Annotated in this window: 17 protein-coding genes; 7 read left to right on the forward strand and 10 right to left on the reverse strand. The window is 69.0% G+C overall.

What is annotated here, in order from left to right; translation table 11 throughout:
- Positions 1-101: 101 nt before the first annotated feature.
- Positions 102-1,061, reverse strand: coding sequence for an AraC family transcriptional regulator (locus QJS31_RS08830; RefSeq protein ID WP_282779862.1), 960 nt, complete (start codon positions 1,059-1,061; stop codon positions 102-104).
- A 299-nt stretch (positions 1,062-1,360) separates the two neighbouring features.
- Between QJS31_RS08830 and QJS31_RS08835 the strand changes: the two genes are divergently transcribed.
- Positions 1,361-2,974 carry an MFS transporter gene (locus QJS31_RS08835; RefSeq protein ID WP_306356401.1) on the forward strand — a complete coding sequence of 538 codons (1,614 nt, stop codon included), beginning with the start codon at positions 1,361-1,363 and terminating at the stop codon, positions 2,972-2,974.
- Positions 2,975-2,977: 3 nt separating this feature from the next.
- Here QJS31_RS08835 and QJS31_RS08840 read toward each other — a convergent pair whose 3' ends face one another.
- Positions 2,978-3,514 (reverse strand): MarR family winged helix-turn-helix transcriptional regulator, encoded by a 537-nt coding sequence (locus QJS31_RS08840; protein WP_282780788.1) that lies wholly within the window; start codon positions 3,512-3,514, stop codon positions 2,978-2,980.
- Between the two features lie 58 nt (positions 3,515-3,572).
- Here QJS31_RS08840 and QJS31_RS08845 point away from each other — a divergent pair, with 58 nt between their 5' ends.
- Positions 3,573-4,997 (forward strand): MFS transporter, encoded by a 1,425-nt coding sequence (locus tag QJS31_RS08845; protein WP_306356402.1) that lies wholly within the window; start codon positions 3,573-3,575, stop codon positions 4,995-4,997.
- On the opposite strand, the gene QJS31_RS08850 is transcribed toward QJS31_RS08845, so the two are convergent.
- From QJS31_RS08850 to QJS31_RS08860, 3 genes are read right to left on the reverse strand one after another with little or no spacing between them, the layout of a single operon-like run.
- Entirely contained in the window at positions 4,994-5,638 is a 645-nt protein-coding gene (locus QJS31_RS08850) for a Type 1 glutamine amidotransferase-like domain-containing protein (RefSeq protein ID WP_282780784.1), read from the reverse strand. The genes QJS31_RS08845 and QJS31_RS08850 overlap by 4 nt on opposite strands.
- Positions 5,639-5,642: 4 nt before the next feature.
- Positions 5,643-6,464: a maleylpyruvate isomerase family mycothiol-dependent enzyme gene (locus tag QJS31_RS08855; protein WP_306356403.1), complete on the reverse strand. Its 822-nt coding sequence runs from the start codon at positions 6,462-6,464 to the stop codon at positions 5,643-5,645.
- A complete protein-coding gene (locus QJS31_RS08860; RefSeq protein WP_282780780.1) occupies positions 6,461-6,910 on the reverse strand; it encodes an HIT family protein in 450 nt (149 codons plus the stop codon). Before QJS31_RS08860 ends, QJS31_RS08855 begins: the two co-directional genes overlap by 4 nt.
- 259 nt (positions 6,911-7,169) lie before the next feature.
- Here QJS31_RS08860 and QJS31_RS08865 point away from each other — a divergent pair, with 259 nt between their 5' ends.
- From QJS31_RS08865 to QJS31_RS08875, 3 genes are read left to right on the forward strand one after another with little or no spacing between them, the layout of a single operon-like run.
- Positions 7,170-8,288, forward strand: a complete 1,119-nt coding sequence (locus tag QJS31_RS08865) for a Re/Si-specific NAD(P)(+) transhydrogenase subunit alpha (protein WP_282780779.1) — start codon at positions 7,170-7,172, stop codon at positions 8,286-8,288.
- Positions 8,288-8,614: an NAD(P) transhydrogenase subunit alpha gene (locus tag QJS31_RS08870; RefSeq protein ID WP_306356404.1), complete on the forward strand. Its 327-nt coding sequence runs from the start codon at positions 8,288-8,290 to the stop codon at positions 8,612-8,614. Before QJS31_RS08865 ends, QJS31_RS08870 begins: the two co-directional genes overlap by 1 nt.
- Before the next feature lie 3 nt (positions 8,615-8,617).
- The gene (locus QJS31_RS08875) at positions 8,618-10,039 is read left to right on the forward strand and encodes an NAD(P)(+) transhydrogenase (Re/Si-specific) subunit beta (RefSeq protein WP_282780775.1); all 1,422 of its coding nucleotides are present in this window, start codon (positions 8,618-8,620) and stop codon (positions 10,037-10,039) included.
- A gap of 76 nt (positions 10,040-10,115) precedes the next feature.
- Here QJS31_RS08875 and QJS31_RS08880 read toward each other — a convergent pair whose 3' ends face one another.
- A complete protein-coding gene (locus QJS31_RS08880; protein WP_306356405.1) occupies positions 10,116-11,819 on the reverse strand; it encodes a metallophosphoesterase in 1,704 nt (567 codons plus the stop codon).
- A 141-nt stretch (positions 11,820-11,960) separates the two neighbouring features.
- Positions 11,961-12,281 carry a co-chaperone GroES gene (locus QJS31_RS08885; RefSeq protein ID WP_029925706.1) on the reverse strand — a complete coding sequence of 107 codons (321 nt, stop codon included), beginning with the start codon at positions 12,279-12,281 and terminating at the stop codon, positions 11,961-11,963.
- A 159-nt stretch (positions 12,282-12,440) separates the two neighbouring features.
- On the opposite strand from QJS31_RS08885, the gene QJS31_RS08890 reads away from it, so the two are divergent.
- A complete protein-coding gene (locus QJS31_RS08890) occupies positions 12,441-13,760 on the forward strand; it encodes an FAD-binding oxidoreductase (RefSeq protein ID WP_282780794.1) in 1,320 nt (439 codons plus the stop codon).
- A gap of 51 nt (positions 13,761-13,811) precedes the next feature.
- The gene (locus tag QJS31_RS08895; protein ID WP_029925702.1) at positions 13,812-14,102 is read left to right on the forward strand and encodes a GNAT family N-acetyltransferase; all 291 of its coding nucleotides are present in this window, start codon (positions 13,812-13,814) and stop codon (positions 14,100-14,102) included.
- Between the two features lies 1 nt (position 14,103).
- Here the strand turns inward: QJS31_RS08895 and QJS31_RS08900 are convergent, their stop codons facing one another.
- The 3 genes from QJS31_RS08900 to QJS31_RS08910 all read right to left on the reverse strand — a co-directional run bounded on the left by QJS31_RS08900 (position 14,104) and on the right by QJS31_RS08910 (position 16,720).
- Positions 14,104-14,430, reverse strand: coding sequence for a hypothetical protein (locus QJS31_RS08900; RefSeq protein ID WP_039810493.1), 327 nt, complete (start codon positions 14,428-14,430; stop codon positions 14,104-14,106).
- 206 nt (positions 14,431-14,636) lie between these two features.
- The gene (locus QJS31_RS08905) at positions 14,637-15,794 is read right to left on the reverse strand and encodes an acyl-CoA dehydrogenase (protein WP_306356566.1); all 1,158 of its coding nucleotides are present in this window, start codon (positions 15,792-15,794) and stop codon (positions 14,637-14,639) included.
- Between the two features lie 170 nt (positions 15,795-15,964).
- Positions 15,965-16,720: a TetR family transcriptional regulator gene (locus QJS31_RS08910; RefSeq protein WP_282780770.1), complete on the reverse strand. Its 756-nt coding sequence runs from the start codon at positions 16,718-16,720 to the stop codon at positions 15,965-15,967.
- Positions 16,721-16,763 lie beyond the last annotated feature (43 nt).

The raw sequence follows: 16,763 nt of genomic DNA on the forward strand, positions 1-16,763 counted from the left end.
GCTGACGATAGTGGCAGGGTGCGCGGCGGGCGCGCGGGTGCTCGATTCGACGACGGTCCGTGCGGGGATCGGGTGCGCACCCGAACGACCGCACCGCCGCGTCAGGCCGTGCGCTCCCGCGCCGCCGCGTCGCGATGGTCGCGCGGGCTCACGCCGAAATGCCGCTTGAACGCCGTGCTCAACGCGAACGCGCTGCCGTAGCCGACCCGGCGGGCGATGGTCTCGAGCGTGGCATCGGATTCGTGCAGCAGATCAGCGGCCAGCGCCAGCCGCCACTCGGTGAGGAACGCCATCGGGGGTTCGCCGACCAACTCGGTGAACCGGCGGGCCAGAGCGGCGCGGGAGGCGCCCACCTCACCCGCCAACGCCGCCACCGTCCACGGGTGCGCCGGATTGTGCTGCATGAGGCGCAGCGCCTTGCCCACCAGCGGATCGGCGTAGGCGTGGTACCAGGCGGGGGCATCGGAGCGGGCGAACCAGGCGCGCAGCGCGGCGATGGTCAGCAGGTCGAGCAGGCGGTCGAGCATGGCACCCTGAGCGGGCAGATCCTTGGCGGCCTCGTCGACCAGCAGATCCAGCACGCGCGAGTCGAATTCGCCGCGGCCGAGCACGACCATGGGCGGCAGGGCGCGCAGCAGCCTGCGACCGGTCGCGGACTCCTGCTCGTAGGTGCCGGTGACCAGCACGGTCTCGGCGTCGACCGCGGTGCCCCAGCTGCGCACGCCCAGGCTCATCGTCTCGCACAGCACCTCACCGTCGGGGGTGGTGGTGATCTGCCCGGGATGGATGATCACCTGCGGCGCGGTGCCGGGATCGTCGGCGACCGTGTAGTGGTCGGGGCCGCGGAAGACGGCCACGTCGCCGGTGCGCAGGGGGCGCGGCGCGACCGGTTTGCCGCCCCCGGCGTCGGGCACGATCCACCCGCCACCCCGCACCACCGCCACCACGGTCAGCGGCGCTCCGTCTTCGATGCGCAGCGACCAGGGCGGATCGAACGAGGACCGCATGACGAACGCGCCACGCGCGCGGGGTCCCTCGAGCAGGCTGGCCAACGCGTCCACAGTCAAGACAATGGCAAATGCGCGGGCGCTTCTCAACCATGTATTCGTCCACCGATTCCGGGTGTACTCGATATGGGCGACGCGATGGCACCCTCCGGCCGCACCGGCACCGGTGGGACGGGCCACCGGATGGCTGCGGTGGCGGCGGTCGCGGTCGCCGAACTTGTCGGTACCCCCGAATAGAATCAAGGACGAACAGGTCGAAACGCACAGTAGTTCGGAGCCCCGTCCCGAGCGTCGACGATGCCGCGAAAGACGGGGGTTACGAGGAGCTTCCGCTGACCGGTAGCGTCGGACCGATGGTCGCTCCGACGTCCGCTCCTCGGCTCCGCGCGGCACGCACCGCGGTGTTCGCGGTGTTCGGCCTGAACGGGTTGGTGTCCGCCCTGTGGTTCGTGCACATTCCGGCCGTGACGGAGCGGACCGGGGTGTCGCATTCCACCCTGGGCATGCTGATCCTGCTCATGTCGGGCAGTGCCATCGGCAGTATGCAGGCCGCCGGTGCGCTCACCGACCGGTTCGGCAGCCGCGCGGTCACCGCCGTAGCCGCCGCCCTCACCGCCGTGGCGATCATCGGCCCCGCTTTCGCCACCGGCCCGATCACCCTCGCGGCGGCGCTGGTCGGCTACGGCATCGGCTTCGGCGCACTCGACGTCGCCATGAACGCCCATGCGGTGCAGGTGGAATCGGGCTACGGCCGTCCCATCATGTCGTCCTTCCACGCCCTGTTCTCCGGCGGTTCGCTGACGGGCGCACTCGCCGGGGCGGCCGCTCAGCGCGCCGGATCGGATATCCGGCTAACCATGATCGTCACCGCTGTCGTGGGACTGGCCGTGGTCGCGTTCGCCGCGCCGCGCCTGCTGCCCCGCATCGGCAGCACGCGGGAACGGACTGCGAGCGCGACCGCCGCCGCCGATTCCGCCGCATCCGGGCGGCCCGACGATCGACTGGCCAGCCACCGGGACCATGCCTTCGCATCACCTTGTCCTCCGCAGACCGCGACCACGCGGGAACCGACCTCATCGCGCGAAGGGCACGACACCGAGACGCGGGGATCGCACGCCATCATTGCCCCTGGGCCGCGGCCGCCGCTGCCGAGTGCGGCCACCACGAGCCCAGACCTGAACACGGCCACCGCGCGGGAGTACTCGACGCCCGCTCCCGACGGTGACGGCGCCACCGCGGCGGAGCCACGCACCGCCGCGTCTCTCGATCCGCGCGCCGATACGCCCCACTCGGCATCAGGGCCGGTGCCGAGCGAGGCCGAGGCGCGGGCGGAGTTGAGTTTCGCGCAGCACGAGACATCCGTGCCGGTGGCGGCGTCCACCGTGCGGAAGGTGGTGGCCCTGGCGGCGGTGGCGTTCGCCATGCTGATGGCGGAGGGGGTGGTCGGTGACTGGAGCGCCTTGCAGATGAGCGAGCGGCTCGGAGTCGAGGCGGGGACGGCGGCGCTGGCGTTCGCGGCCTTCTCGGTCGCCATGACGGTGGGGCGGCTGTGCGCCGATCGGGTCAGCGGGCGGTTCGGGCCGGTGGCCGTGGTGCGGTGGGGGTCGCTGCTGGCGGCGGCGGGATACCTGCTGGTCGTGGTGTCGCCGTGGACGGTGCCGACCGTGCTGGGCTGGGCGCTGTGCGGGATCGGGCTCTCCGGTGGGGTGCCGCAGGTGTTCACGGCGGCGGGCAATCTCGGCTCCAGGACGGCGGCGACCGATATGTCCCGCGTCTTCGGCATCGGCTATCTGGGTCTGCTGGCCGGGCCGGTGATCATCGGCTGGCTCACCGAACTCGTCCCGCTCACCACCGCCATGCTGTTCCCCCTGGCCGCCATGCTGGTGTGCGCCTGGTTCGCCCGCATCGTGGCTACACCCGCCGACCGGCCGCCCGCGCCGCTGCGGTCGGCCGCCGAAACGGAGTGACGCTCAGGCGATTCCGGATTCCTCCAGGCAGCGCGTGTGCTCGGCGAAGTCGTCGAGCATGCGGTGGTTGAGGGTGGCGAGGGTACGCAGATCCTCGGAACTCCAGTCCGCCAGGGCTTCTCGCATCCAGCGGCGCTGCACGGTGCGGATGGCGTCCACGGCGGCGCGGCCGGAATCCGTGAGCCGGACCAACTGGGCCCGGCGATCGCCCGGATCGGCGACCCGGCCCACGAACCCGTTCTTCTCCAACCGCTGCACCTGCCGGGTCACATGCGGGGCCTCCACATCGAGCCGAACGGCCAGCTCCCCCAGGCGCAGCGGCGCGTCGGCATCGGCGAGGATGCGCAGCAGCGGCACACTCGCCCGGTCCACGGTGATACCGGAGGCGGTGACGGCACGGTCGTGCCGCCGGGCCCGGGTGAGCAGGTACGCGAGCCGGGACATGGCCCGTTCCAGTTCGACGATGTGCGCCACGACGTCGGATGCCGCGCCGACCGTCGCCGTGGGATCGGATGCGGAGGTGGCCTTCGGGGGAGGCATGCGGTTATCCTACGAAACCTAATTACTTAATTTTGGTAAGTAATACACAAGGACGCCCATGACTTCCACCGCTGTGGCCGATACCGCCACCCACAACGGTCCCAAGGCACACCTCGGCATGACGCTGCTCGCCCTGTGCGCCGCCGGGCTGGTGGTCTCGATCCAGCAGACCGTGGTGATTCCGCTGCTGCCGCGCATGATCGGCCAGCTGCACACCGACGTCTCCGGCGTCACCTGGCTGTTCACCGCGGCCCTGCTCACCGGCGCGGTCGCCACGCCCCTGCTGTCCCGCTTCGGCGACATGTTCGGCAAGAAGCGCATGGTCATGGTCGCCATGGGCCTGCTCATCATCGGCTCGGTGGTGTGCGCGCTGGCCGAGACGCTGGGCGTCTACATCGCGGGCCGCGCCCTCCAGGGCACCTCGGCGGCCATGATCCCGCTGGCCATCGGCATCATTCGCGACACCTTCCCGCGCGAACGGCTGGTCGGCGCGATCGGCATCGTCAGCGGCACCATGGGCATCGGCGGCACGGTCGGCCTGCTGGTCACCGGCGTGATCGCCGACCACACCACCGATCCGCACCCGGTGTTCTGGCTGACCGCCGCCCTCGGCGTGGCCGCCACGGTGCTGATCCAGATCAGCGCCGAGAACAACGGCGTGCGCCACGGCGGCAAACCTGATTTCCTCGGTGCCGCCCTGCTGGCCGGACTACTGGTGAGCCTGCTATTGGGCATCAGCCAGGGGCCACGCTGGGGTTGGACCTCCGGATCGGTGCTGGCGCTGTTCGCCGCCGCCACGGCGCTGACCGTGATCTGGGTGCTGGTGGAACTGAAGGTGAAACAGCCGCTGGTCCGGTTGCAACTGCTGGTCGGCCCGCAGTCGCTGTCGGCGAACCTCGCGTCGGCGCTGCTCGGGTTCGCCCTGTTCGGATCGTTCACGCTCATCTCGAATTTCATCCAGACCCCGGCCGATCAGGTCGGCTACGGCCTGTCCGGTTCGGTGCTGGCGGTCGGCCTCTACGGCATTCCGAGCGCGGTGCTGATGACGTTCTTCTCCTTCCGCACCGGCCGCATCGCCGCCCGCATCGGACCCGCCTACACGCTGGCCATCGGCGCCACCTTCGCGGGACTGTCCATGGCCTGGCTGGCGGTGTTCCACGATCACGGCTATCACATGGTGATCTCGAATATCTTGCAGGGCACCGGATTCGGCATCGGCTACGCGGCACTCGGCACACTCGCGGTGCGGCACGTGCCGATGAGCGAGAGCGGGATCGCCAGCGGCATCAACTCGCTGGTGCGCACGGCGGGCGGCAGTATCGCGGGCGCGGTCACCGCGTCCATTCTGTCGGCGCACGTCATCGCGGGTACCCGGGTGCCGACGCTGGACGCCTATGTGGCGAGCTTCGCCATCCTCGCCGTCGGCGCGTTCCTCGCCGCGGCCGTCGCGGTCGGCCACGGCCTGCGCCACCGGGGCGATTAGACCGCGCCGAGCACCTCGAGCCGCTCGCCGTCGACGATCACCGCGTCGTCGTCGGTGAGCGCCCAGTGCGCGACGCCGCCGATCCGGTACTCCTGGGACAGTTTCCGGCTCAGCCCCTCGGGATCGGTGGGGGAATCCAGATGCGGGACGATGCGGTGATCGACCAGACCCAGTCCGTCCCACAGCACATCGCCGCCGCAGGCCGTGCGCACCTCGTCCGGATCGTCCATGGCTTCCAGGCCGTGCAGATCCGGGGTCATGACGCACGCGCCCGCGCTGTAACCGGCATAGACGAGCGCGTCCGCGTCGAGCAGCCGCCGGAGCGCGAGATCGGCTCCGCTGCGCGCGAATTGGGCGCGCAGCACGAAGGTGTTGCCGCCGCGCACCCACACCATCGGAAATCCGGTGAGGGTCTCCTCCAGGTCCGCGGCGCGGCCCACGTAGTCGCGCAGGTCCACCACCTCGGGCTCGAATCCCGAGCGGCGCAGCGGAACCAGATCACTGGTCACCGCGCTGGCCCACGCCGAGGGCCAGGCATCGCAGGCATTGGCTATCACCGCCACCCGCCCCGGCGCGCCGACCAGCTCGAGCAGCCGATCGTAGTGCGCCCCGAAGCGGTAGCTGGACAGGAACAGGCGCACGGAATCAGATGGTGAACGCCAGGCTGCGCACCAGGCGGTCGCCGAGGTCGGTGTCACCGCTGAGCGCGATCTCGTCGGCGTGCGCCGCCGCGTCCGTGCGGCCCCCGCGCAGTCGGGCGAACAGGCCCGAGTCCAGGCCGACGACCACGGTGGCGGGACCGTCGAGGGCCTCGACCTGATGCGCCCGGCCGCCGTCCACCGCGAGGTGCACGGTATGCGGTGTGGCACCGCCGATCTCGAAGGTGATACGCGAACCATCGGATGCGCCCGCGCCTTTCACCGCGGCACGGCCGAGACCGACTACGAGTTCCGGGAAGGCCGTCTCCGCGCGCGGGCTGCCCTCGTCCACCGTCACCCGCAGGCCGTCGGCGATATCGAGTTCGTGCATCCAACAGTCGAAGATCCGCACCCGCATGAAGCGGCCGTAGGGCACCATGCCCACCGGTGAGGGCACGGGCGCGGCCCACGCCGCGTCGTCCATGGCGGCCAGGGCCTTGCGGCGGCGGTCGGTGACCTCGCGGAAACGGACCATGAGTTCCGCGCCGGAGAGGGGGCGCAGCGATTCGATCCACTTCTCGTTGAACGCGCCCACCTCGTTGCGGACGTGTTCGTATCCGGTCACATCCGCCTCGGGCGGCATCTCACCGAGCAGCATGGATTCGGTCCCGATGACGTGGGCGATCACGTCGAAGACCGTCCACCCGGGCAGCGACGACGCCGTGCGCCAGCCGCCCTCGTCGAGTCCGTCCACCAAGTGGGCGAGCGCGTCCCACTGATCGGACAGATCGGCGGTGATCCGTTCCCGGTCCGGCACGGTGTCGGTCATGCGTTGGTTTCCTTTTCCTCGTCGGCGAGCCGGTCCAGTCCGGCGCGAATGGCGGCCGCGGTGCTGTCGCGGTCGTGTGGTCGCCGCAGCAGCAGGCCCGTGGCGAAACGGAGTTTGTCGCCGCTGTGCCGGGGCACGACGTGCAGATGCACATGGTCGACGGTCTGGAAGGCGGCCTTGCCGTCGTTGATCAGCAGGTTCGCACCGTCCACCCGGAGGTCGCTGCGCCGCATGGCCTTGGCGAGCCGATGACCGAAGGCGAACAGTCGCGCGCCGAGGGCCGGGTCGAGCGTGTCGAGGTCGCCGGAGTGCCATTTCGGGATGACGAGCGTATGCCCCCGCGTGATGGGCCGGATGTCGAGGAACGCCAGCAGGGTGTCGTCCTCGTGGATCTTGGTGGCGGGTGCGGTGCCCGCCACGATCCGGCAAAAGATGCAGCCACTCACCCCGCTGAGATTACGGCGTAAGAGTGAGCCGCGACACCCCCGGGCGCGGGCGCAGCGCGCTCACCTGCTGGCACACCCGAAAGTAAGCAACCTGCCTGGCAGGTACGTACTTGCCGCTGGTCACCGCTCACCCCACACTGTGACAGCCATCTCCACTAAGCTCACCGCGAGCCGGGTATGGTTGCGAGAATTGTCTAGAACTTACTGCGCAGTAAGTTCGCAGGCGGTCCGGCCTCACCACGAGAAGGAAGTTTGACAAGTGGACACAACGCAGAGCGCACAGCACGATGCGCCCCGCGGTGCGCGCGTCGGCGTGGTTCGCGAGACGAACACGGACGAACGACGCGTCGCATTGGTGCCGAAGATCATTCCGTCACTGCTGAAGCAGGGTGTGGAGGTGATCGTCGAGTCCGGCGCCGGGCTGGGCGCGCTCATTCCCGACGAACTGTATACCGACGCGGGCGCGACCATCGGCGATCCGTGGAATGCCGACGTGATCGTCAAGGTCGCGCCGCCCAATGACGCCGAGATCGCCAAGCTGTCGTCCGGTCAGACCCTGATCGGCTTCCTGGCCCCGCGCAACGCCGACAACAAGATCGGCGCGCTGAAGGCCGCGGGCGTACAGGCGTTCGCGGTGGAGGCCATTCCGCGGATCTCGCGCGCCCAGGTCATGGACGCGCTGTCCTCGCAGGCGAATGTGGCCGGATACAAGGCCGTGCTGCTGGCCGCGTCGGAATCCACCCGCTTCTTCCCCATGCTGACCACCGCCGCGGGCACCGTGAAGCCCGCGACCGTGCTGGTGCTCGGCGTCGGCGTGGCCGGGCTGCAGGCGCTGGCCACCGCCAAGCGCCTGGGCGGGCGCACCACCGGTTACGACGTGCGCCCCGAGGTCGCCGATCAGGTGCGCTCGGTCGGCTCGCAGTGGCTGGACCTGGGCATCGACGCCGCCGGTGAGGGCGGGTACGCCCGCGAGCTCACCGACGAGGAGAAGGCCCAGCAACAGCAGGCCCTCGAGGACGCCATCAAGGGCTTCGACGTGGTGATCACCACCGCGCTGGTGCCGGGCCGTCCCGCCCCGCGCCTGGTCACCGCCGCCGCCGTGGAGGGCATGAAGCCGGGCAGCGTGATCGTGGACCTGGCCGGTGAGACCGGCGGCAACTGCGAGCTCACCGAACCCGGCAAGACCGTGGTCCGCCATGACGTCACCATCTGCTCGCCGCTGAACCTGCCCGCCACCATGCCCGAGCACGCCAGCGAGCTGTACTCGAAGAACATCTCCGCCCTCCTGGAACTCATGCTGAAAGACGGTGCGCTGCAACCGGATTTCGAGGATCAGGTGCTGGCGGATTCCTGCGTCACGCGTGAGGTCGATGCCTGATGTACACCGAACTCCTGGCGAATATCGCCATTCTCGTACTGTCCGGATTCGTGGGCTTCGCGGTCATCTCCAAGGTGCCCAACACCCTGCACACCCCGCTCATGTCCGGCACCAATGCCATTCACGGCATCGTGGTGCTGGGCGCCCTGGTGGTGCTGGGCAAGGTGGAGGATCCCTCGATCGGGATGCAGATCATCCTGTTCGTCGCCGTGGTCTTCGGAACCCTGAACGTCATCGGCGGTTTCGTGGTGACCGACCGCATGCTCGGCATGTTCAAGGGCAAGAAGTCCGCCGCGTCCGGCGAGTCTGCGAAGGCGGGTAAGTAAGCCATGGACAATCTGGTCAATATTCTCTACATCATCGCCTTCTCGCTGTTCATCTACGGCCTGATGGGCCTGACCGGCCCGAAGACGGCGGTACGCGGCAACTGGATCGCCGCGGCCGGTATGGCCATCGCCGTGGTCGCCACCCTGATCGCGGTGCGCGACACCGGCAACTGGATCATCATCGCCGCCGGTCTGATCGTCGGCGTGGTACTGGGCGTGCCCCCGGCCAAGTTCACCAAGATGACCGAGATGCCGCAGCTCGTCGCCGCGTTCAACGGCGTCGGCGGCGGCACTGTCGCCCTCATCGCCTGGGCGGAATTCCTGGATACCAGCGGCTTCTCGAACTTCCAGCACGGTGAGGAACCGACCGTGCACATCGTGATCGGCTCGCTGTTCGCGGCCATCATCGGTTCGGTGTCGTTCTGGGGTTCGCTGATCGCCTTCGGCAAGCTGCAGGAGATCCTGCCCGGCAAGCCGATCGGCATCGGCCGACTACAGCAGCCGCTGAACCTGCTGCTGCTGGCTGGATCCATCGTGGCCGCGGTCGTCATCGGCATCTCCGCCGCCGACGGCGGCGCGTCGGGCTGGTGGATGGTCGCGGTGCTGGTGCTGGCGGGCGTGCTCGGCCTCATGGTGGTGCTGCCCATCGGCGGCGCGGACATGCCCGTGGTCATCTCGCTGCTCAACGCCTTGACCGGGCTGTCGGCCGCCGCCGCGGGTCTGGCGCTCAACAACACCGCCATGATCGTGGCGGGCATGATCGTCGGCGCGTCCGGCACCATCCTCACCAACCTCATGGCCAAGGCCATGAACCGGTCCATCCCCGCCATCGTCGCGGGCGGATTCGGCGGTGGCGGAACGGCTCCCGGCGCGGGCTCGGGCGGCGAGGCCAAGACGGCCAAGGCCACCAGCGCCGCCGACGCCGCCATCCAGATGGCCTACGCCAACCAGGTCATCGTGGTACCCGGCTACGGTATGGCCGTGGCCCAGGCCCAGCACGCGGTCAAGGAGATGGCGGCCCTGCTCGAGGCCAAGGGCGTCGAGGTCAAGTACGCCATCCACCCGGTCGCCGGTCGCATGCCCGGCCATATGAACGTGCTGCTGGCCGAGGCCGAGGTGTCCTACGACGCCATGAAGGAAATGGACGACATCAACGGCGAATTCGGCCGCACCGACGTCGCCCTGGTCATCGGCGCGAACGACGTCACCAACCCGGCCGCCCGCGAGGACTCGTCCTCGCCGATCTACGGCATGCCGGTGCTCGACGTCGACAAAGCCAAGAGCGTCATCGTGCTCAAGCGCTCGATGAACTCCGGCTTCGCCGGTATCGACAACCCGCTGTTCTACGCCGACCACACCTCCATGCTGTTCGGCGACGCCAAGAAGTCCGTCGGTGCGGTCACCGAGGAGCTGAAGGCGCTCTAGTTCGGCACGGCGCGGCAGTTCGACACGACGCAGGCTCGGAAGGCCCGTATCCCAGTGGGATGCGGGCCTTCCGGCGTCAGGGCCGGACCTGGCGGCGGTAGGTGAGCTTGTCGAATTCGCGGCCGTATTCGTCGACGGCGACCACGTCCATCTCGCTGGCGAAGAAGCCGGGACGCACGTCCACTCGGATGAAGGAGTAGTTGCGGAAGCGGACCCGGGACCACGGGGCCGCTTCGTCGCGTGTGCCGCCGTCCGCCGTCCAGACGTAGCTGTTCGGCACCGCGGTGTCGGGAAGTTCGTTGCCGCGGTAGGACTCCCGGGAGCCGGGCTGGAATTCGTAGCGGGGCCGCCCGCCGCCGCCGACGGTGTAGTAGACGGTGCCGTCGGTCTCCGGATAGACGATGTCGTGGTCGGCGGCCACCCGGGTAGCCGCGCCGCCGCGGATGGGGTCGGTGCGCTCGAAGACGTGATTGTGGCCTTGGAGCACCAGATCCACCTGGTAGCGGTCGAACAGGGCGCACCAGGCGTCGCGGACGCCGCCGTCGCTGGCGTGCGCCTCGGTGGTGGAGTAGGCGCAGTGGTGGAAGAAGCAGACGATGAAGTCGATGTTCCGGTCGGCACGATAGGACGCGAGAGTGCGCTGCACCCATCCGGTCTGCGTGCCGTCGGAGTAGCCGGTGTTGGCCTTGATCTCGTAGGAGATGTCATTGGCGTCCAGCGACAGCACCGCCACATTGCCGTAGGTGAACGAGTACGCCGAGGGGCATCCGGCCGGACCGTTGCCCGGGAAGTCCAGGCGCGCAAGGTGTCCGCCGTAGCCGTGGGTGTCGTAGGCGGCCTCCATGTCGTGGTTGCCGGTGGCGAACATCCACGGCGTGGTCGCCGCGCTGGCCTCGATGGCGCCCAGGTACACGTCCCACACGTACGGGTTGAACCTGTCGAATCCGCTGGCGGGCTTGCCGCCCGACGGCACGAACTGCGCCCGCTTGCCCGCGCCCGAGGGGTCGGCGTAGGCGATGTCACCGGCGAGCACGTGGAAATCCGGTCGGGCGGCGGCGATCTGGCGCACGATATTGTCCGCGTGCCGCACCGTCGGGTCGTTGTCCGCCTGGTAGTACATGTCGTCGTAGTCACCGGGTGCGAGACCCGCTGGCCGCGAGGGCGTCTCGTCCGAACCCTGGTCGCCCATCATGGTGAAGCGGAAGGGCAGCACCGCTTCTCGGGCCGTGGGCATGGCGGTGGCGGCCGAGCGGATGTCGCCGACGAAACCGTCCGAGGTGCGCCAGCGGTAGAAGTGCGGCATCCGGCCCGGCAGTCCGTCCACGGGCGCGTGCACGTAGAACTGCTCGGCCGCCAGCACGCCCCCGTCGCTGCTCGGGATCTGGGTGACCAGGTTGCGCACCTCGGCCTCGGCGCTCGACCCCAGCGCGGGTGTGCTCCCGTGGTCGAGAAACACCTTGGCCCCGTGCGGATTCCGGGACAGCTGCGCGGCGAACCGCAGTTGGCTGGCCGCGTCCGCGCCGTAGCCGACGTGCAGGCCGCCCACCCCCAGCCGCGCTTCCTCCGCGTAGGCGCGCGCCCCGAACGGTGACGCGCCCACGGCCGCCACCGCGGCGGCCGCCGCCGACCCGCGCAGGAAGTTGCGCCGCGAGACCGCGTGCCGTCGCAGATAGCTCCGATGCCACTCGTGCTGCTCGGCCATGGTCATGGTGGCGGCGAGCGGCTCGGGAATGCCGGTATCGGGGATATCTCCGGCCGGGTTCAGGCGTGTGCGCGACATGGGATCGGATGCTGGCCGACGCCGATGACCGGAGCAATCGCCCGCGCCCGCACAATGGCAAATGTTTGGTTAACAGTTGCCGAGAATGCGGCGAATCGGACGCAAGCGGAGGAAACGTAAGTGGGCTGGCGGTACCCGCGGCTAGAGGTATAGACCGGTGCCGTGCTCCGGGCGCTCGTTCGCCACGGCATGCAGGTCCCGTTCCCGCAGCACGTAGTACGCCTGCCCCTGGATCTCCACCTCGTACTGATCCTCGGCCCCGAAGAGCACCCGGTCGCCGACGCTCACCGCGCGCACGTGCGAACCCACGCCGCACACCTCGCCCCAGGACAGCCGCTTGGCGACCTGGGCGGTCGCCGGGATCAGAATGCCCCCGCTGCTGCGCCGCTCCCCCGCGTCCTGATTGATCTTGACCATGACGCGGTCGTGCAGCATTTGGATTTCGAGCTTGGGATCGGACACGGCCCGCAGTGTACTGCGCCCGCGCCACCGGCCGGACGAGGAGCATGGACATGGGACCGGTTCCCCACTTCCGCGCGCTCGCCACGTAGTTTCTCCACTGTGGACCCGCACAGCTCTGCCCCCGATCTCGACTCGCTTCGCGCTCTGCTGCCCGACGGCATGGTGGTCACCGATCCCGACGTCCTGGGCGGCTACCGCCAGGACCGGGCCTTGGACCCCGACGCCGGAATCGCCCTGGCCCTCATCCGACCCACCGAGACCGCACAGGTGGCCACGGTCATGGGCTGGGCGCATGAACACCGGGTGCCGGTGGTGCCGCGCGGCGCGGGCACCGGACTCTCCGGCGGAGCCACCGCACAGCACGGCGCGCTGCTGCTGAGCACCGAACGTATGCGGGCCATCACCGTCGACACCGTCACCCGCACCGCCGTGACCCAACCCGGACTGCTCAATGCCGAGGTCAAACGCGCCGCCGCCGACCACGGCCTGTGGTATCCACCCGACCCGTCCTCGTTCGAGATCTGCTCCATCGGCGGCAATGCCGCCACCAACGCCGGGGGCCTGTGCTGTGTGAAATACGGCGTCACCACCGACTACATCCTCGGCATGGAAGTCGTCCTCGCCGACGGCACCACGGTGCGCCTGGGCGGACCCCGATTGAAGGACTCCGCCGGGCTGTCGCTGACGAAGCTGTTCGTCGGCAGCGAGGGCACCCTCGGCATCATCACCGAACTCACCCTGCGGCTGCTGCCCGCCCAACCGCCGCAGTCCACCGTGGTGGCCACCTTCCCCACGCTCACCGCCGCCACCGAGGCCATCCTCGCCATCACCGGCGCGCTACGGCCCTCCATGCTCGAATTCATGGACTCCGTCGCCGTCAACGCCGTCGAGGACGAACTCCGCATGGGCCTGGACCGCACCGCCGCCGGGCTGCTGGTCGCCCGCTCCGACGCCCCCGGTGAACACGCCGGACACGAAGCCGACCTCATGCTCACCGCCTGCGAACAGGCCGGAGCCACCGAGGCGTTCCGCACCGACGACCCCGATGAGGGCGAAGCCTTCTGCGCGGCACGCCGCTTCGCCATCCCCGCCGTGGAACGCAAAGGCCCGCTGCTGCTCGAGGACGTCGGCGTCCCGCTGCCGCGTTTGGGCGACCTCGTCACGGGTATCGCCGATATCGCCGCCCGCCGTCAGGTGCTGGTCTCGGTCATCGCCCACGCCGGCGACGGCAACACCCACCCCCTCATCGTGCACGACCCGAACAACCCCGACGAAACCGAACGCGCCCACCAGGCCTTCGGAGAGATCATGGACCTCGCCATCGCCCTCGGCGGCACCATCACCGGCGAACACGGCGTCGGCCGCCTCAAGAAGGCCTGGCTACCCGACCAGGTAGGCCCCGAGGTCATGGACCTGACCCGCCGCATCAAACACGCCCTCGACCCGCACGGCATCCTCAACCCCGGGGCCGTGCTCTAGTCCGATCCGGCCCAGCGGAACAATCCTCGTCACAAGGGAGTTCACTCGAACATGACCACCAGGCTCGAACACAATGTCGCGGCCACCCGCTACGAGATCTACCTCGACGACACTCTCGCGGGTTACGCCGACTACGCCGAACGCGTGGACGGGGACGTGCGGGTCCGCGATTTCCAGCACACGCTGACCTTCCCGGAATTCCGGGGACGCAAGGTGGCCGCGCAGGTGGTGGAATTCGCGCTGCGCGATTCCCGCGAGGCGGGATTCACCATTATTCCGACCTGCTGGTACGTGGAGAAGTTCATCGCCGAGAACCCGGAGTACGCGGATCTGGTGGCCTAGGTCAATGCCGGTGGCGGCGGGACGCCGCGCGTCGCCAGACCAGGAATTGCCGGTCGGTGGTGCTGACCATGGCCTCGATGACCTTCTCGTTGTCGAAGCCGGGTAGTGCCTGCAGGCGGGCGAGGAATGCGGTGTCAGCCGCCGAATGCGGTACCACGCAGCCTTTTCCGGACGCACTGATCAGCACGAAGAACACGTCCTCGGCGAACGGTCCGTCCGCCGTGGTGATGATTCGTACCTCCGACAGTTCCGTCCACGAAACCTCTTCCACTCGCCCGTTGTCCAACGTGCGCCGGACGAACCTGTCGTTGATTTCGACGCCGGCCATGAAACCATACTGCTCCCCTCACCCCGGCCTGGACAGCCCTGAAATCGAGCCCCGCCACCCGAAGGATAAAAAGGAAAACTCCGGCTAACCGCCCACCCCGCAGTCCAGCGGCGGGTCGGCCACCGGAGTTATCCCATGGCTACACAAGAGATTTCAGCTGCACGCGCGGATTCTCAGCCGCGCGTGCGAAATCCCGCGCGGTCCGCTCAGCGCAGAATGGCGCGCGACATGACCAGGCGCTGAATCTGGTTGGTGCCCTCGTAGATCTGGGTGATCTTGGCGTCGCGCATCATGCGCTCCACCGGGAAGTCGGTGGTGTAGCCCGCACCGCCGAAGAGCTGCACGGCATTGGTGGTGACCTCCATGGCCACATCCGAGGCGAAGCACTTGGCGGCCGCGGAGATGAAGCCGAGGTTCTGCTCGCCGCGCTCGGCGCGGGCGGCGGAGGTGTAGACCATGAGGCGGGCGGCCTCCACCTTCATGGCCATATCGGCCAGCATGAACTGGGTGTTCTGGAAGTCGGCGATGGCCTTGCCGAACTGCTTGCGGTCCTTGGTGTAGGCGATGGCCGCGTCCAGCGCGCCCTGAGCGAGGCCGACGGCCTGCGCGCCGATGGTGGGGCGGGTGTGGTCCAGGGTCTGCAGCGCGGTCTTGAAGCCGGTGCCGGGCTCGCCGATGATGCGGTCGCCGGGAACCTTGCAGTTCTCGAAGTACAGCTCGGCGGTCGGGGAGCCCTTGATGCCCAGCTTGTGCTCCAGCGGACCCACCACGAAGCCCTCGTCGTCGGAGTGGACCATGAACGCCGAGATGCCGTTGGCGCCCTTGTCCGGGTCGGTCACGGCCATGACGGTGTACCAGTCGGACTTGCCGCCATTGGTGATCCAGCACTTGGAGCCGTTGATGATCCAGCCGTCGCCGTCCTGGCGGGCGCGGGTGCGCATGGAGGCGGCGTCGGAACCGGCCTCCCGCTCGGACAGGGCGTAGGAGGCCATCTTGCCGGCCACGATGTCGGCGAGCACCTGCTGCTTGAGTTCCTCGGAGCCGTTGAGGATCAGGCCCATGGTGCCGAGCTTGTTCACGGCCGGGATGAGCGAGGAGGATCCGCAGACGCGGGCGACCTCTTCGATCACGATGCAGGTGGCGACGGAGTCCGCACCCTGGCCGCCGTAGGTCTCGGGCACGTGCACGGCGTTGAAACCGGCGGCGTTGAGGGCGGTCAGCGCCTCCTCCGGGAACCGGGAGTTGCCGTCGACGTCCTTGGCGTAGGGCGCGATCTCCTTCTCGGACAGACCGCGAATGGCCTCGCGCAGCTCGTGGTGGAAGTCCTCGAGCTGGAACAGATTGAAGTCGGGGTTGCCCGCCATGAGTTCACTCCTGGTTCGTGGTTTCGGATCGCCGCTGCTCGCCAGCGCCATCTCCAGCATCTCGGCACTCAGTGCCAACCGTCGCCGAGTATACGCCGCCAAATCGCGGCCACATGCGGTTACTACCCCATCAGGCGGTGGCACGCAGTGTCAGATTCGACACGTGCGCGTCAGTCCAGGGTATCCAGGCGACGGGCCAGCAGATCGGCGACCTGCCGGGGCGACATGGCGCGCGGAAAGACCGCTACGACCAACTGGTCGGATTCATCCCCGTGTTCGGCACGACCCCGGGGTATGGCATCGAGTGCCGCCCGCAGATCGGCCGGGCTCGCGTCGGACTCGCCGCGCACCATCCGGCGCAGCAGATAGTTGTGCGTCGCCGTCACCGCCGCCGTGAACTGCACCAGCGCCAGATCCGACTCCCCGCGCAGGCGCTCGCGCAGATAGTCGGTGAACAGCCGCTCGTACCGGAACACCGTCACGATCTCGCGCTCCCGCAGCGCGGGCACCTGCCGCACCACGCGATACCGCCGCGCCGCCAGCTCCCGCCACTGCGTGAACCGCTCGAACACCCCGACGACCGCCGCGAGCACGCCCGCCCACGGATCGCCGTCCCACCCGTCCAGGAATTCCCGCGCCTGCGCCAACTGCGATTCGTGATCGGCGAAGACCACATCCTCCTTGGCCCGGAACTGCCGGAAGAAGGTGCGCCGGGAGATCCCCGCCGCCTCCGCGATCTCATCGACCGTCGTCGCCTCGTACCCCTTCTCGGCGAACAACCGCAACGCCTGATCGACCACGGTCAACCGCCGCGCGGTCGCGATGGCTCCCCCGCCGCCGCGTGCCTTCGCCGCACCGGCGGTCGCGTCGCGAACCCGCGCCGCGGTGCCTTCGCCACGCTCGGGCGTACCCCTGGATTCACCCATGCGGTCTCGAACTCAGCTGTCGCGGACCGGAGTTCGCGGTGTG

Origin of the sequence: Nocardia sp. CC213A (assembly GCF_030766805.1) — a bacterium.
Classification (GTDB): Bacteria; Actinomycetota; Actinomycetes; order Mycobacteriales; family Mycobacteriaceae; genus Nocardia; species Nocardia otitidiscaviarum.

Coding starts and splice junctions, on each gene's coding strand:
- QJS31_RS08835 (WP_306356401.1), top strand. CDS start 1,361: ATGGTCGCTCCGACGTCCGCTCCTCGGCTCCGCGCGGCACGCACCGCG.
- QJS31_RS08840 (WP_282780788.1), bottom strand. CDS start 3,514: ATGCCTCCCCCGAAGGCCACCTCCGCATCCGATCCCACGGCGACGGTC.
- QJS31_RS08845 (WP_306356402.1), top strand. CDS start 3,573: ATGACTTCCACCGCTGTGGCCGATACCGCCACCCACAACGGTCCCAAG.
- QJS31_RS08855 (WP_306356403.1), bottom strand. CDS start 6,464: ATGACCGACACCGTGCCGGACCGGGAACGGATCACCGCCGATCTGTCC.
- QJS31_RS08870 (WP_306356404.1), top strand. CDS start 8,288: ATGTACACCGAACTCCTGGCGAATATCGCCATTCTCGTACTGTCCGGA.
- QJS31_RS08875 (WP_282780775.1), top strand. CDS start 8,618: ATGGACAATCTGGTCAATATTCTCTACATCATCGCCTTCTCGCTGTTC.
- QJS31_RS08880 (WP_306356405.1), bottom strand. CDS start 11,819: ATGTCGCGCACACGCCTGAACCCGGCCGGAGATATCCCCGATACCGGC.
- QJS31_RS08890 (WP_282780794.1), top strand. CDS start 12,441: ATGGTGGTCACCGATCCCGACGTCCTGGGCGGCTACCGCCAGGACCGG.
- QJS31_RS08895 (WP_029925702.1), top strand. CDS start 13,812: ATGACCACCAGGCTCGAACACAATGTCGCGGCCACCCGCTACGAGATC.
- QJS31_RS08900 (WP_039810493.1), bottom strand. CDS start 14,430: ATGGCCGGCGTCGAAATCAACGACAGGTTCGTCCGGCGCACGTTGGAC.
- QJS31_RS08905 (WP_306356566.1), bottom strand. CDS start 15,794: ATGGCGGGCAACCCCGACTTCAATCTGTTCCAGCTCGAGGACTTCCAC.
- QJS31_RS08910 (WP_282780770.1), bottom strand. CDS start 16,720: ATGGGTGAATCCAGGGGTACGCCCGAGCGTGGCGAAGGCACCGCGGCG.